The sequence below is a fragment of the Wolbachia endosymbiont (group A) of Nomada flava genome, assembly GCF_964027055.1.
In the GTDB taxonomy this organism is placed as follows: Bacteria; Pseudomonadota; Alphaproteobacteria; order Rickettsiales; family Anaplasmataceae; genus Wolbachia; species Wolbachia pipientis.
This window is the reverse complement of the sequence record NZ_OZ034725.1, coordinates 672,723-688,326: the sequence shown is the minus strand read 5'-3', so window position 1 is coordinate 688,326 and position 15,604 is coordinate 672,723. Positions and strand designations below refer to the sequence as shown.

The window sequence follows — 15,604 nt, the reverse complement described above, 5'->3', positions numbered from 1 at the left end:
ATGTGATAGGATAAGGGTAGATGATGATAAGGAGGTTGAATGCCAGCAGCATATAGTTATGATTTAAGAAAAAAAGCAATGGAAGCGCTAGACGAAGGAGAAAGCAGAGAAACAGTGGCAGCAAGATTTAAGATTGGACGAACTACTTTATGGGAGTGGCAGCAAAGAAGAAAAGAAACAGGAGACTTTCAATCAAAAAAACTTGGAAATGGGGGTTACAATCACAAAATTACCGACTGGGATACCTTTGCCAAATTTGCCAGAGAACACGGAGGAAAGACTCTATCGGAAATGGCTAAACTTTGGAACAACGTTAGTATCCAAACGATCTATCGAGCCCTTAAAAAAATTGGATTTACGCGCAAAAAAAGACATATGGATACAAGGAAAGAAACGAAGAAAAACGTGCTGAATTTTTGAAAATTATAGCGACAAAAGAACCTAAAAACTTAGTGTATATAGATGAGTCTGGCATTGATAACACCGAACTACGGATATTGCCAGAAAGGACAGCGGTTTTATGCCTTAAAATCTGGAAAGAAAACTCAACGAATCAGTATGGTTGCAGCCTTAAGTGGAAGAAAGATAGTTGTTCCGTTAACCTTTGAAGGCCACTGTAATATGGATGTTTTTAATGGATGGTTTGAGCAATTTTTGACACCGATCTTGGAACCTGGACAGACTGTCATTCTTGACAATGCTACTTTTCATAAGTCTGATAAGATTATCGAGCTTGCTAAAGGGGTTGGTGCAGAAATTTTGTATCTGCCGCCTTATTCTCCAGATTTCAACAAAATTGAGCATCATTGGTTTGCTATAAAAAACAGAGCCAGGAAAAACATTCCTCTATTCGAATCCTTTCGTCGTGCTGTTGATTCTGCCTTCCTATGACCTGTTTGGACTATTATGAGAAATGCTATAGAGGTTGTCCGGAAACAAGTAAAAGGCTATAATATCTGAAATTTTAGTACGGGGTAAAGATGAGAAAAAAGTATCCAACAGATCTAAGCGAAAGGGAATGGGCAAGAATAGAAAAACACTTCAGAGTATCATACAAGAAAGGAGGAAGGCCGCCAAAGTATAGCAAAAGAGAAATATTAGAAGCAATTTTCTATGTATTGCGTACAGGGTGTCAATGGCGGTATTTACCAAATGATTTTCCGCTATGGAAGACTGTGTATGAGCAGTTCAGGCAATGGAAGAAGCAGGGAATTTTTGAGAAAATGAATTATGAAATATAGTAGAAGAAAAATAGGAAGGAATGAGCAGCCGAGTGCCTGTATAGTAGATAGTCAATCTGTAAAGACTACAGAAAAGGGGGGATCAAAGGCTATGATGGAAGTAAAAAAGTAAAGGGTAGAAAAAGGCATATAATTACAGACACTCAGGGTTTTATACTAGGTTGTTACGTAGGCGCTGCTAACGAAAATGATAGAGATGGTATTAAAATAGCATTAAACAATATGAGAACAAAATATACTAAAGTTAAAAAAATGTGGGCTGACATGGGATACCAAGGAAGAAATTTAAAGAATCACATAAAGGAAGAATATGACATAGATATTGAAATTGTTAAAAGGCCTCCATGTAGATTTTGGGTGCACAAAGATACGCCACCTGAGCTACTACCAACAAGAGAACAAGGGTTTAAAGTACAGCCAAGAAGATGGGTTGTAGAAAGGACTTTTGCTTGGGTTAATAGGAATAGAAGGCTATCGAAGGAGTATGATTTACTCACAACATCCACTGAGAATTTCATATACCTAGCTATGAGTAGGGTTATGTTAAAGAGGGAATATGCTTGAATTTACTTGTTTCCGGACAACCTCTTAGCGACTTATCAGAACCGCGCACAAGTAAAATAATGTCTGCGTAACCTTTTCCAGCAAATAATTCGAGATAAAGTTTTAGGTGAAAACGATACTTAAAATTTATCAAAAACCCAGCTAAAAACCCATGATGACTTGATTCTTCACCACTAAATAAAGTTTCTTTTTCATATTTCTTATAGACATTTGTAATATAATTAAACATTCTTCTAGCGTTCTTTTTTACTTCTTCGAAATCTTGATTACTCAATTTTGAAATTAAGCTCTCTAGGTCTTGTTGGTCACGATCTTTTTCTATTTCTGTAAAACCTTTTTGTGAATAATCAGTCTTTTTACTAAAAGCTGGATCAACATTTTCGTACTTTACTTCTTTTCCTGTAATTGTTATTTCATGCTCTTCTTTTTCTAGTTTATTAAACTCTTCTGCAATTTTCCATCCCTGTGCTATTTTTTCTAACTCTTCTCGAGAAAACTTTAGATGCTTGTTACCACCAACTTGATCAGACAAGGTTATACACTTAATTTTCTCATTAGTTAATACAGCTATTTTTAAAGTTCTATTATCATCAAAACGAAAAGAAAGTTTTCTGATACCAATTTTAGTAGCAAGTTCTGTATCCAATACAGTAGCAAACATACCAAAAAAGAAACTAGGAAAAAAACCTTCCTTTCCAACTGAATGCAAAAAAGAAGGAGACTGATTGATAAACGATTGGAACCTTTTTTGAAAACCTAAGAACTCATCTTTTGATGTATTTCCCATTAACAGAAGCTGTACCAACTCAAGCGGCTTGACATTACTTGGCATATTACTCCTATTTGCTATGACCTAAAGATTTTATATTATGTGGGGTATCAGTCGTACCGAGACTTGACTGTGGCAAAGTATCACCAGCTTCACACAAAATTGACTCTTTAGAAGCTTCTTTAGCTAATTTAGAAAATACTTGTTCTCCTAACTGCAATTTTTTACCCCCATGAAATAACTGAATTTTACTTAATACAGAATCTTTAACCTTTATCACCTCTTCACCACTCATTTCCTTGTTATTTACGTGCTTTAATATCTTCCCTAATATTCCTTCTTTACTTACCTCTTGTCTACTTGGATCCACAATTAAATTTGCTATTATATATGTAACTGAATAATCTTTGAAAATGGAGAAAATAGTCCGGTCTCCACGGCCTTGATTAAATCTTATTATACGCTCCCAAACATTCATCATACATTTTTTTGTTTCTTCAGACAGATCTGGATTTTTCAGTACTTGGTCTGATAATGAAGATAAAAAGGTTGTGTAACGTTCACATTCAAACTGACTGGACAATTTGTTTAATTCCATAAAAGAATCAAAATAATACTGATTTATTAGCACATTAAATACTGCATGATAAGTATTTTCCTTATAATCTCTATCTAGTAATTTTTTCTTTTGTTCATCATCCATTTTGGATAGGCAAAACTCTAGAGTGTCTACTTCTTTGTAACCCTTCACTGCAGATAAAGCTGCTTCAATTAACAAATTATCTTTATCTTGACTAGAAATACTAGAGTCATTGTGCAGCTTATTATAGAAGAACTCTATACCTTCTGCCCAATTTTTATTAGAATTTATCTGTATGGATTTTTGCAAACCTTCAACTGATTTATATTCGTTTAGTTTTCCAATCTGCTTATCAATAAGAAAAGACCAGAAAGCTTCTATAGGGCTAGTTTCTTCGATATTTTCCAATAATTCTCTTCTCAGATCATCATCAGATCCATCTTCTTCAAAGGCACTTCTCTTAAATCTCATAAATACTTGTTCAAATAATCCAGGAATCTTATCTTCTAGACAATATTTACATGCCAAGTAATATCTATCTGCAAGATCAAGCGGACTTTCTTTTCCATTTTTATTTTTTTCTTCAGTTAGCCTTTCACCAACAGCTTTATTTTTTAATTTTATTCCATCCCAACAAGAATTATCAGAGAATATATCAGAGAAAAACTTTAATTTTCCCTCATCAAAATCTTCAATTAATTGAATATAAACCCTTAACCATCTTTCTACTCTAAGATGTTTTCTTGCTTTAACTTGATTATCGTCGTCTTTAATAGTACCTTTCAATGTATCAAGTATTTTATTGTAATTGTGATCTAAGCTAGATTCCATACCGCAACTCCATTTTGTATTTTAATATAAACTTTAGTCTAGTAAATTATCGTTGTCAAGCCAATCTTTACCACTGTACAACAGGAAATTTCTTGAGAGCCAAGTATGATATTTTCATTCTAATAATTAATTGTAAAACACTTTTACTTACGAAAAAATAGACCTTGCTGTAACTAAAGAAATTCCTATTTTAGTGCCACAAAAATTTGAATTATTTACTCTTTCTAAAATTGCAAAAAAGGTCTTATATTTGTGAGAGCATGTTGTGTAAAAATAAGGTTGTCAAAATAGAAGCTTGAAATCTTTGTAACAAAGTTAGGCAAATTAGTTCATATGTAAATTTAGCTGAAGTAAGCTAATATAGCTAGTTTTACCGTATAATAAAATCACCATATAAAAAAGTTCGTATGTATCGTTTGGTAGTCCAATCCATCCCAAAACAAAAAGCTCTCACCGCTCTTGGTTTTGACCACTGGAAATGGTTGATTTGCTTGAGATTTTAATAATATATAATGCTAAATTAATGGTAATATATCCAAGAATGAAAAAAATTTTAGGCAAAATTATAATAAGAAATAGATCTTTTTTCTGTCAATGCAGAAATTCCTTTAATTTCCTATATGAAGTTTTCGTAACCCCAATCTTTGAAATAGGTGATTGTCTTGCTCAGGTACTGGATTTTGAGCTGTAAGTAGCTTTTCACCGTAAAAAATTGAATTAGCACCTGCAAGGAAACACAATGCTTGCAATTCATCTGACATTTTTTCTCGCCCAGCTGATAAACGTACATAAGATTTTGGCATCATAATTCTGGCTATTGCAATAGTACGAACAAAATCAAACGGATCAACGTCGGCCACATTCTCAAGTGGAGTTCCAGGAATTTTTATCAGCATATTAATTGGTACTGATTCTGGAGGATTATCCAAATTAGCAATGAGAACTAGCATTTTTATTCGATCCTCATTAGTCTCACCCATACCAAGAATACCACCACAACAGACCTTAATCCCAGATGCGCGTACGTGTTCTAACGTTTTTAAGCGATCTTGGAGAATACGTGTAGTTATGACTTTATGATAATATTCTTCAGATGTATCAATATTATGGTTGTAAAAATCTAAGCCAGCTTCCTTTAGCATATTTGCTTGGTAATCTTTTAACAACCCAAGAGTCACACACGTTTCAAGGCCCAATTTTTTCACCTCTTTGACCATTTCGCAAACAATTTTTAAATCTTGATCACGTGGACCACGCCAAGCTGCTCCCATACAGAAACGACTACTTCCAGCCTCTTTTGCACATTTTGCTGCTTCAATTACCTCAGCAATTTCTAACAAAGGCTCTTTTTGTAACCCGGTGTTATAGTGTGCTGATTGGGGACAGTAAGAACAATTTTCTGGGCAGCTACCTGTTTTAATACTTAAAAGTGTACTAATTTGCACTCCACTAGGATTAAATTGCTTCCTATGTTCTGTTTGTGCTGTATAAATTAGCTCAGGAAATGGAAGATTAAAGATTTGTTCTGCCTTGGCAAAAGCCCATTCTTCTGTCATAATTTAACACCTCTTAATAGATAGGTTATGTATAAACCATATGAAAAATATCATAATATACTAAAGAGTAAAAGAAAATATCGCCAATTGCCAAAAGCTATCCTGGAGAGTTTTATCAACTTTTCTACCAACGATTACCTTGGCCTAAGTCAGTCAGAAGTACTATTTGATGCAGCAAAGCTCTCTGGAGTACAGCTTGGAGTAGGATCCACTGGTTCTCGGTTGCTTTCAGGTAATAAAAAAATATTTGAAGACCTTGAGAAGAGGATTGCCCAAGACAAAGGAACTGAGTCAGCTCTTATCTTTAATTCAGGTTTTCAGGCCAATATAACGGTTCTTGCAAGCTTGTTAGATCAATCAGTGTTGGGTAACAAGCCTATTGTCTTTTTTGATAAATTAAATCATGCAAGTTTATATCAAGCTGTATTTTTAAGTGATGCTGAGCTTGTACGGTATCAACATAACGATATGAATCACTTGAGTAATTTACTTATAAAATTTAAAAATGACTTAAGATCGAAGTTCATTGTTACTGAAACAATTTTCGGTATGGATGGAGATATTGTATCAATAGAGGAAATCTTTGCTCTTAGTAAAGAATATGAGGCTTTTCTGTATTTAGATGAAGCACATGCAACAGGCATTATTGGTCGTAATGGATATGGCTTATCTACCTACATTAACCTTCAGAAAGTTCCACATCTAGTCTTGGGTACTTTTAGTAAAGCTTTAGGGTGCTTTGGTGCGTATGTTGCTTGTTCTAATGTTATAAAGAATTACCTAATCAATAAATGTCCAGGGTTTATTTATTCAACCTCTCTTTCTCCAATGATAATTGGTGCAGCAGCCAAAAGTTGGGATTTAGTAAAACATTTTACTAATCAACGCCAGACTTTATCCTTTAAGGCTGCAAATTTAAGAAACAACCTGCAAAATCTTGGATTTAACACAGGTGATTCAGTTACACACATTATACCAATAGTTCTAGGTGATGAGGATACTGTAATGAGTGCAAAAGAAAAGCTTTTGAAACAAGGGTTGGTTGTTTCTGCTATACGTCCACCTACTGTTCCTTCTGGAACATCAAGATTACGTATTGCACTCAATGTGAATCATACTGAAAGCAACCTAGACTATTTAGTGCATGTTCTTCAGCAAATATGAACTATTACTTTGTATTTTGTCACGGTTGGGGATTTGATTATAAGTTCTTTCAACCTCTTATAAATAAATATTTTTCTAAAATTCCTTACTATTGTTTAGATCTTGGTTATTTTGGAGAAGAAAACCTAAACTTACCAGAAGATGGTGCACTTATTGGTATTGGACATTCTCTTGGACTAATAAAACTAGCTTCCTTAAATGTAAAGTTTAATGGACTTATCGGTGTACAAGCTTTTATCAATTTTTTAGGATTTGATTTACGATTACACAAAAAACGCAAGTTAGAGTTGAAAACGATGATACAGCACTTTCGAATGGATCCAGTAGATACCCTGATGTCCTTCCATAAAAAATGCGGCTTAAACTACAACTCTTTCAATCGGTTAAATAAAGCAAAACTAATGCAGGATTTAGAGCTACTCACCACAGTACATCAGCTACCACGCACATCACTATTAATATTAGGTGCAACAAATGATACAATCGTACCCCAGGAACTTATCTATGATAACTTCAATAAAGATGTTAAAGTTGTTATGCATAGCAGAGGTTACCATAGTCTAGGGTTATGCGAATATCATTTTGTGTACGAGCAAATTATAAGTTTTTGTAATGGAATTACAAAAGAGATACATACAGGACAATTTTAGCAGAGCAAGCTCGTCTTATGATAATGTAGCTTTTATTCAAAAAGAATGTGCTGCAAAGTTAATCAATTTGTTAAAAAGTTGTTTTCCTGAATTTCATCCACGATCTATTTTAGATTTGGGTACAGGTACAGGCTACATTCCAGAAATTTTGTTTAGTTTCTTTCTGCAAAGCAAGTTCACTTTAAATGACATATCACCTAGTATGTTGGCAAAAACAAAAGAAAAATTAGCAGTATATAAGGAAGTTGCATTCATCTTAGGCGATATGGAAACACTAGACTTTGGCTTTCACGATCTTACCATTTCAAACCTAGCACTTCAATGGGTGCGCAATTTAAAAAAGATGATAAAGAAATCATACAATAGTTCAAATGTCTTTGTTTTTTCGTGTTTACTGGATGGTACATTTAATGAATGGTCTAGAGTCTTTACAAAATCCTTATTACCTGCACCAACTCATCAGTATCCATCTAAACAAGAATTAGAAAGCTATTTACTTCACCTGAAACCAAAAAAATATTTTTTCGACTCGCAAGAATTCACATTGTGTTTTCCAAGCGCAAGTGAATTTATTAGATACCTTAGGAATCTAGGAGCAAATCAAAGTAGCCAAGCAATTTTTTTTCCTGATCTAAGGAAGATCGTAAAAACCTATACTGGCAAGATTAATGTTACCTATAAAGTATTTTTTGGAATTTTAAGTAGATGCAGATCTTTGTAACAGGAACAGATACCGACGTTGGTAAGACTACTATAAGCAGTTGGCTCTGCCTACACACTGGGTATTCGTATTTCAAACCCATCCAGACTGGAAGTACTCTAGGTACAGATAGTCATCAAATGAGCAATTTGACTAACGCCAACGTTTATAAAGAAAATTTTGTTTATAAAAGACCCCTATCTCCCCACTTGGCAGCTTCGCTGGAGAATGATAGCATTAATATCGATAGGATTAGCTTGCCCAAAACACATAACTTAATCGTAGAGGGTGCTGGAGGAGTTTTAGTTCCAATCAATAAAACCACACTAATGGTCGATTTAATCAAAAAACTCGCCATTCCAACAATTCTAGTTGCAAGGTCTACACTTAGCACAATTAATCACACATTGCTCAGCTTAGAAGCGCTACGTGCTAGAAATATTCCTATTTTGGGGATAATCTTAAATGGACTACCCAATCAAGATAATCTTGAAGCAATAGAATTTTATGGTAGAGCACAGGTGTTAGCATCAGTACCCAAACTGCAACAAGTTGATAGAGAACATCTGATGCAAATACCACTCTCAAATCGATTAAAAGCTATCTTGGAACAATGAATTTAAGCGAACGTGACAGAAAAATCATATGGCATCCTTTTACGCAAGAGAAAGTAGCCAAATTTCCAATTGCAATTAAGAAAGCTCATGGGTCATATCTTTATGATGAGAATAATAAACCATACCTCGATCTGATTTCCAGTTGGTGGGTAAATCTGCACGGTCACGCTCATCCCAAGATTGCTCAGGCTATATATGAGCAAAGCATGACTTTAGAACATGTAATTTTTGCAGGATTTACTCATGAGCCTGCAGTAACGCTTTGTGAAAAGTTAAAAACTCTACTACCAGATAAATTATCCAGATTTTTCTTTTCAGACAATGGTTCAACTACTGTTGAGGTAGCACTAAAAATGGCCTATCAGTACTGGTGGAATCAGGGTAACCGTGAAAGAACTACTTTTCTGAGTTTTGAAGGAGGGTATCATGGAGATACATTTGGCGCGATGAGTGTAGGCGTTAAGTCCGGCTTCCATGACGCATTTTCAAATCTGTTATTTTCTGTCTTAACAGTACCTTTTCCAGAAACCTGGGACGAAGATGAAAAAATAGAAAATAAAGAGGAACATTCTCTTAAAGTACTAGAGGGTCACTTACGTGCTGGTTCTCGTAAAATTGCTGCATTAATTCTAGAGCCTTTGGTGCAAGGAGCAAGTGGCATGAGGATGTGCTGTCCAGAGTTTGTTAGAAAAGTTGTCAATTTGGTACGCCAGCATGGAATTTTGATAATTTGTGATGAAGTTATGACCGGCTTTGGCCGTACTGGTACTTATTTTGCTCTTGAACAAACTCAAATTGTACCAGATTTTTTATGTATTTCTAAAGGATTAACAGGAGGTTTTCTTCCACTTGCTCTCACAATTACTACCGAAGAAGTTTACTCAGCATTTTTAAGTGAACATTTTACTAAAGCGTTCGCTCATGGTCACTCCTACACTGCCAATCCCCTGGGTTGTGCAGCCGCAATTGCTTCTTTAGACTTGTTAGTTAAACACGATACCATGGAGTCAATTAAGAGGATTCATAGTATACATAAAAAGGAATTAGCAAATTTGTCTGAAGCTTGTAAGAACGTCGAGCGTGCACGTGTGACTGGTACAATAGCAGCTTTTGATGTTCATGATGCACAAACACTAAAGATAAAATTTTTAGAGCAAGGACTTTTAATAAGGCCACTTGGTAATTCAGTTTACTTACTACCGCCTTATTCAATAAGCACTTTTGAGCTTGAAGAAGCTTATAATAAGATCAGAAATATTCTCAGGATTTTTTCATAGTGACTTTACCAGACCACGCGATTCCAAGAAAAAATCTTCTCGCGCTAGCTGCTTTTTGTTGCTAGAAATGGTTGTATCAATTAAGTTTTTATTGAAAATTACTGGTAAATTAATAGTGATTTCGCAAAAAAGTTAAGGCAATTTTTATGATTGGTTTTTTATAAAAAAATGTTGCTTTGTGGAAATATTCAAGTAGTTATATATACAGTGGTGTTTCACTGGCTTAAGCGATATGACAATGTAGGAGGGCTTATAATGGAATTTAATTCAGGGGGTATTGGTGAAGATCCTTTAACATGTCAAAATGTTAAAAATCTTTCACTCAAAGAAAATAGTATAAGTAATCTAAAAAAAATAGGTAAGGAAAATAGTGAATCAGCAGCAATTAGTGTTGCTAGAATCGGTGCAAGTGTTGAAAAAAAAATTGCTGCAAGAAGTTATCCTTACGCAAGGAAGACTAAAACTCGAATTAAAAATCTTTCACCCAAAAGAAATGGTATACATAATCTAGATTTAAACAGAATAGGTAAGGAAAATAGTGAATCAGCAGCAATTAGTGTTGCTAGAATCAATGCAAATGCTGAAAAAAAACTGCTGCAAGGAAGTAGAAATCCTGCTATGAGATTGAATAATAAAATTGAAGAGATTTCAGATAAACGAGATCAGCTAGAGCGAGAATTGGAGGGAAGTAGCAATGCTGCTATAGAGTTGATTAATAAAGTGGAAAAGTTGAAGAAAAAGAGTGATAAAGTTAAGGAGCTTAATGAAAAAGTTTTCTCAATCGAGGCAGAAAGAAACACCCTAAAAGATCAGATTACAAAGATACAAAATGAGTTAGCACGAAAGGAAAGTGAAATTGGTAGGTTTAATGATCAGGTCAGTAAAAGCAATCAGCAGATTGAGCAGCTTAAACAACAGTTTAAGGAAAAGGAAGAACCGAAGTCTGTCAGAAATCTAGAGCAGTTGCAGAACATATCAGGGCGGAATAAAATTGAAACTACAGTACCTGAAAATAGTGCAGAAAGTGAACTTAATTCTACTCGGTTGACAGAATTTGAAGGAAATAACACACATGTACAAGCTTCTGCTACACCTGCTGAAACGGTAACTTCAACGAATGTAAAAAATATAGTAAAAGTTCCTGTTATGCTGGAAACTCCATCTGATAAAAGCGGAAGTCAAAAACTTGTTTCTGTTCAACAAGAAATGTCTTCGGTAGCTAACGAAAGCTCTGGACAAGTGAATAGTTCTCAAACCAATGGCATGCAGCCTAATAATTCAAGCAATGGAAGTATTCTTGTAACACAAAGCGTACAAAAAAATAAGTGGCCTACCACAGCTACATGGAAATTAGCGATAGCTGGAGTGCTTGCAGGAATTGCTGCATCAGTTGCATATTTTACTTTCAGTGCTAGTTTGCTGGTAACAGGAGTAATATCAGGTGTTGGAGCTTGTTGTCTGGTTGCTGCTGCAATTGTATGTTATTGTAATAAACTTTCAAGTTCACTTGAAAAGATTAGCATCGATAAAGTTGCAGTCAATGGATATACTGCAGCAGCAAGTTGTGAATAAATACAGTGGTCTATTGTTGAATAATTTGCTATGATTGTTCAATTATTAACAGATGAAAGCTTGGTAGTCCAACTCATCCCAAAAAAACTTCTTCTCACGTTCCTTGATTTTAACCACTGGAAATAGTTGTTTTATTTAAATTTTTAGTAAAATATATTACTAGATTAATATTAATTCATTTGATATGAGAAAGAAAAATTGAGGCAAGTCTATAGTAAAAATAGATACCTGTTCAATTTTTCATCTTTTTGCATAAAGTACTAAAAACTAGACAAATTATATTATATTTAACCTATCTTAGCCTTACAACTTTGCCTATGTGACCACTTTCTACCAAGTTGCTAATAGATACTAAATTAGGCAAATCTTTTTTGTCAGTAAATTTATTTGACCTGATAAGGCTGGCTTTAGCTTAAGAAGATATAAAATAAGCCCTATTCTTCAAGAATCTTATTTTTCTCCCTTCAACCTTACCTACACTCTCTGGACTTAATATGTATGTTTCACTATAAGCACATCCAAACCCTGAGCACTTCCATTGGTAAAAGATCATCTATAAAACTGTCCTAAGTTATCTCTTACGTTAAGAACATCCCTAACCGATATTAGAGTATCTGGTCCTCGCGCACCGTTATTGAATACAGCATATGATAAAACCATTTGATCTCCATCAGTAATACGTTCGCATCCTCCACATTGTGTATATCGTTGTAATTGTCGATTCGCTTCTGCACTTTTTTGTCGTATCTGCCCTGCAGTTCTAGCAAATTTTAGCTCTATCCCAATTGGATGAGTATCATCTCTTTCCACAAATCTTGACAACACTAGATCTATTCTTCCCCCTCTTTCTAATTGAAACTCAATAATTACTCTAGCAGGATTGCCAAGAGTATAAAATAACCCATGTAATACAGCTTGAAATTCAGCTTCACTCGTTACCAATGCTTGCCTTAACGGAAACAACACATTAGAAATTTCCTGAAATAATTCCGTATGCCTATTGACATCTTGCCAGCCGGTATTCATCATTACACTTGCAGCTCTGTGTACTTGTCCAACACCACCTATTCGTAAAAGATCACCTTGGAAATGCCCAAGATAATTTCTTGAATAATCATCAGGTGACTGAAATGGTGTTAAAATAACGTTTACTTGAGGATTATCATCAATCATTTCACACAATACTTCATGCACTCTAGCACCTTGCCAATGTGGACGTAATAGATCTAAGGCCATTACTGGAAATTGGTGACGCAATATTTGACGGATGTTAAGCACAACTAGTGAGTTAATACTTAGTGCAAACAGAACCATGGTCAAAGCTCTCTCTCGAACATTTATTCTTGCAATTCTTTGTCCTTGCTGGCCTAGCATTCTATCATCATTATGGTAATTGAATAGATATTTTGTTACTCTTACCAAATCTCTCCCTATCCGAGCAGTACCTTTTTCAAATGCAATACTTGCAAACGCAAACCTAGATGTGTAGGAAAATGGGCTAGAACCAGGTACTGCACGTGTGCAAGAGGCTGGATATAATAAATAGTTTTCTACATCTCTTGCAACCTCTCTCTCAGTAGGATTAAGTAATCTTTTTATCAAAGAAGGTTCTTGCTCTAAAAAGTGTTCTGCATCAAGCTGCAGACGTTGAGCATTATGGTTAAAGTTTAGCCCTACACAAACAGCATTTCTTGACGAAGTATGAGCAGATACAGATGAAATGGGACAGTTTCTAACATAACCCCTAGCTTGTTCCAACGCTTGTCCAGCGTGTTCTTGACCTGCTTTGAGCTCAATTATAATGGGAACTGAATTATTTAATTTTTCCTGACCACGCACAAGCAAAGTAATATCTGCATATCCTCTTCCTATAAGTAATTCTAGGTAGATATCAGCCATAGCGCGGTACCTAAAATTTACTAAAAATCCGGATAAAAAACCATGATCGTCAGACTCACTATCAAAATTCAATTCTTGGCGATATGCATCGTAGACATTGACGATGTATTGTAAAATTCTTCTAATGTCTCTTCTTACTTCTTGACTGTTATTATTTGCTAACCCATTTGCTCGATCTAATAAGTTGCCTTGCTGCATGATTGGAGCAATTTCTCTAAAATTATCGATGGGAGATGCATGATTTCCATTAAAATCTCTTCCTTGAGGAAAAAATACACACTCTTCTCCCCGCTGAAATATTTTATATTCTTCCCAAGCCAGATCTTCCTGTAAGTGCTGTAGCTGATTTTCTTCTATCCATAGCCTTTCTTCTTCACTGAATCTTGATCCAGGACTGTTCTCATTATCAGCAATAGTGTAGCATCTTACTATTCTCATGCCATCTTCATCTACGTCATTAGTTAGAACAGCAATTTTTAGATTTCCTTTCCCATTATCATAATTATCAAAACGAAAGTAAATTCTTTCACCATTTGCAATATCAGGGTCAAAATCTATAATACCAGAATCAAATGCAGTAGCAAACATACCGAAGAAGAATGCAGGAAAAAAACGACTCCTACCAACCGAGTGTAAAAAAGATGGACACTGGTCTAAAAAAAGTCCAACTTTTCTATTTAGCTCATCACAATCTCCATTTAACAAATCTTGAATTAATTCAGTATCTTCATCATTATTTCGCATAAACACTCCTAATTATAACTACGACTAGCCACACCACTAACACCAGCACTTTCTAACACGGTCTGTGGATCACTGAAACCACTACCTTCAGGAGACAAATGCACAGACTTCCCTAGCTGAGAAAATAACCCCTCTGCTAACTTGCTATAGTCGATGCCATCTTTCATACCTGACACATAAACCGTTTTTAGATCATTAGTGATACCATCTTTAAATAATTTAAAATCCTTATCTGAACAAAAATCTTTGACAAATTGCAAAATTTCCAGTATTTCACGCTTCTTTACAACGTTACTACTGCTATTATCACGTTGCCAATCAACAATTAACCCTGCAAGCACATCTGTTATCGGATCTATGTTCTTGGAAAATTTAACCACAGCTTTTTTATGCTCATCAAAAAGATCGCATTTCCAAAGATTCACAATAATCATTCTTGCCTTAATTTGAATATCTATTTCAGGATCTTCTAACATCAAATTTGAAAGCGAGGAAAGGAGAAACGCGTAACCACAATGTGAAAGTATTTTCTTCTCCTCAGACACTAAAACTTTTTCCTGAGACAAGTGCTTTACTACATATTGAACTGTATCAACGAACCCGCACTGTATTAATGTGTTAAGAGGTTGATACATAACTCCTTTGCCTTTATTTGATAACTCAAGTAATAATTTATGCTTTATTGGATCAGTGATTATTTCATGCAGAAGAAAATCTAAAACGGTAGCAACATTATGGTTAGCTTGAATAGCAGATAAATTAGCAACAGCTTTAACCATCAGGTTATCAATCTTTTCCTTTCCTTCCTGATTTATACGACGATAGAAGTATTCTACTCCTTCACTCCACTTGAATTCCACAGCTTTATTAAAACCCTCTACTGCATTATCATGCTTTTTAAATTCTCCAGATTTTTTATCAATCCAAAAGCTAAGTACAGGATCTTCACTATTCATAGCATTTAACAATTCATTTCTGACATATTTGCGGTTGTTAGTTGCAGGCCTGCCATTATCATCTACTTCTTCGGAAGAGAAGCCACTTTTGTAAGACTCAAGTTGCTTCTGAAATAGTGGATGAATTTTATCTGTCATACAGTACCTACAAGCCATATTGTATCTGCAAAGTGGATTCTTTACTTCATCTATTTCTTCTTCAGTTAACATTCTTCCTAGAGTAGCAGTGTTTAACCTTGCACTTGACCAACAATTCTCATCACGAAATACGTTATATAAGAACTGTAATTCATCATCTTTTAGATATTCTACCTCTCTAGTGTAGGTTTTTACCCATTTTTCAATAGCTAAACGCCTTCCGGCAGCAATATTAGAATCTGGATGTTTAATGATATTCTGCAATTTCTTAAGTATTGTAGCATGGCGATCTGTCCATCTTGGCATTGTATCCTCCATATAGAAATATTTACTGCATTATGCAAAA

General features: G+C 34.9%; 11 protein-coding genes and 2 pseudogenes. 8 read left to right on the top strand and 5 right to left on the bottom strand.

The features are described from left to right. The first annotated feature begins 39 nt into the window (after positions 1 to 39). A pseudogene (locus AAGD70_RS03605) lies at positions 40 to 891 on the top strand (IS630 family transposase). An 89-nt stretch (positions 892 to 980) separates the two neighbouring features. Beyond that, positions 981 to 1,805 (top strand): annotated as a pseudogene (locus AAGD70_RS03600) (IS5-like element ISWpi1 family transposase). Here AAGD70_RS03600 and AAGD70_RS03595 read toward each other — a convergent pair. From AAGD70_RS03595 to bioB, 3 genes are all read right to left on the bottom strand, one after another. Beyond that, complete coding sequence (locus AAGD70_RS03595; protein WP_341814102.1) at positions 1,780 to 2,637, bottom strand: hypothetical protein; 858 nt, start codon at positions 2,635 to 2,637, stop codon at positions 1,780 to 1,782. The pseudogene AAGD70_RS03600 and the gene AAGD70_RS03595 overlap by 26 nt on opposite strands. Before the next feature lie 7 nt (positions 2,638 to 2,644). Continuing rightward, complete coding sequence (locus AAGD70_RS03590) at positions 2,645 to 3,985, bottom strand: hypothetical protein (RefSeq protein WP_065095352.1); 1,341 nt, start codon at positions 3,983 to 3,985, stop codon at positions 2,645 to 2,647. Positions 3,986 to 4,593: 608 nt separating this feature from the next. Beyond that, positions 4,594 to 5,544, bottom strand: coding sequence for a biotin synthase BioB (gene bioB / locus AAGD70_RS03585; RefSeq protein WP_395462600.1), 951 nt, complete (start codon positions 5,542 to 5,544; stop codon positions 4,594 to 4,596). A 24-nt stretch (positions 5,545 to 5,568) separates the two neighbouring features. On the opposite strand from bioB, the gene AAGD70_RS03580 reads away from it, so the two are divergent. From AAGD70_RS03580 to AAGD70_RS03555, 6 genes are all read left to right on the top strand, one after another. After that, positions 5,569 to 6,705: an aminotransferase class I/II-fold pyridoxal phosphate-dependent enzyme gene (locus AAGD70_RS03580; RefSeq protein WP_065095354.1), complete on the top strand. Its 1,137-nt coding sequence runs from the start codon at positions 5,569 to 5,571 to the stop codon at positions 6,703 to 6,705. After that, a complete protein-coding gene (locus tag AAGD70_RS03575; protein ID WP_065095355.1) occupies positions 6,702 to 7,355 on the top strand; it encodes a hypothetical protein in 654 nt (217 codons plus the stop codon). Before AAGD70_RS03580 ends, AAGD70_RS03575 begins: the two co-directional genes overlap by 4 nt. Next, positions 7,318 to 8,076 (top strand): methyltransferase domain-containing protein, encoded by a 759-nt coding sequence (locus tag AAGD70_RS03570; protein ID WP_065095356.1) that lies wholly within the window; start codon positions 7,318 to 7,320, stop codon positions 8,074 to 8,076. Before AAGD70_RS03575 ends, AAGD70_RS03570 begins: the two co-directional genes overlap by 38 nt. Next, entirely contained in the window at positions 8,061 to 8,672 is a 612-nt protein-coding gene (gene bioD, locus AAGD70_RS03565; protein ID WP_065095357.1) for a dethiobiotin synthase, read from the top strand. The genes AAGD70_RS03570 and bioD overlap by 16 nt, the downstream gene beginning before the upstream one ends. Further along, complete coding sequence (bioA, locus tag AAGD70_RS03560) at positions 8,669 to 9,949, top strand: adenosylmethionine--8-amino-7-oxononanoate transaminase (RefSeq protein ID WP_065095358.1); 1,281 nt, start codon at positions 8,669 to 8,671, stop codon at positions 9,947 to 9,949. Before bioD ends, bioA begins: the two co-directional genes overlap by 4 nt. A gap of 255 nt (positions 9,950 to 10,204) precedes the next feature. Beyond that, positions 10,205 to 11,521 carry a hypothetical protein gene (locus AAGD70_RS03555; RefSeq protein ID WP_156518013.1) on the top strand — a complete coding sequence of 439 codons (1,317 nt, stop codon included), beginning with the start codon at positions 10,205 to 10,207 and terminating at the stop codon, positions 11,519 to 11,521. Positions 11,522 to 12,070: 549 nt separating this feature from the next. Here the strand turns inward: AAGD70_RS03555 and AAGD70_RS03550 are convergent. Then, positions 12,071 to 14,164 (bottom strand): hypothetical protein, encoded by a 2,094-nt coding sequence (locus tag AAGD70_RS03550; RefSeq protein ID WP_065095360.1) that lies wholly within the window; start codon positions 14,162 to 14,164, stop codon positions 12,071 to 12,073. Between the two features lie 8 nt (positions 14,165 to 14,172). After that, positions 14,173 to 15,564 carry a hypothetical protein gene (locus tag AAGD70_RS03545; RefSeq protein WP_065095361.1) on the bottom strand — a complete coding sequence of 464 codons (1,392 nt, stop codon included), beginning with the start codon at positions 15,562 to 15,564 and terminating at the stop codon, positions 14,173 to 14,175. Between the last annotated feature and the right edge of the window lie 40 nt (positions 15,565 to 15,604).

Excerpts from the sequence above, each read along its gene's own strand:
- AAGD70_RS03595 (WP_341814102.1), bottom strand. The coding sequence starts at position 2,637 with ATGCCAAGTAATGTCAAGCCGCTTGAGTTGGTACAGCTTCTGTTAATG.
- AAGD70_RS03590 (WP_065095352.1), bottom strand. The coding sequence starts at position 3,985 with ATGGAATCTAGCTTAGATCACAATTACAATAAAATACTTGATACATTG.
- AAGD70_RS03580 (WP_065095354.1), top strand. The coding sequence starts at position 5,569 with ATGTATAAACCATATGAAAAATATCATAATATACTAAAGAGTAAAAGA.
- AAGD70_RS03575 (WP_065095355.1), top strand. The coding sequence starts at position 6,702 with ATGAACTATTACTTTGTATTTTGTCACGGTTGGGGATTTGATTATAAG.
- AAGD70_RS03570 (WP_065095356.1), top strand. The coding sequence starts at position 7,318 with ATGGAATTACAAAAGAGATACATACAGGACAATTTTAGCAGAGCAAGC.
- bioD (WP_065095357.1), top strand. The coding sequence starts at position 8,061 with ATGCAGATCTTTGTAACAGGAACAGATACCGACGTTGGTAAGACTACT.
- bioA (WP_065095358.1), top strand. The coding sequence starts at position 8,669 with ATGAATTTAAGCGAACGTGACAGAAAAATCATATGGCATCCTTTTACG.
- AAGD70_RS03555 (WP_156518013.1), top strand. The coding sequence starts at position 10,205 with ATGGAATTTAATTCAGGGGGTATTGGTGAAGATCCTTTAACATGTCAA.
- AAGD70_RS03550 (WP_065095360.1), bottom strand. The coding sequence starts at position 14,164 with ATGCGAAATAATGATGAAGATACTGAATTAATTCAAGATTTGTTAAAT.
- AAGD70_RS03545 (WP_065095361.1), bottom strand. The coding sequence starts at position 15,564 with ATGCCAAGATGGACAGATCGCCATGCTACAATACTTAAGAAATTGCAG.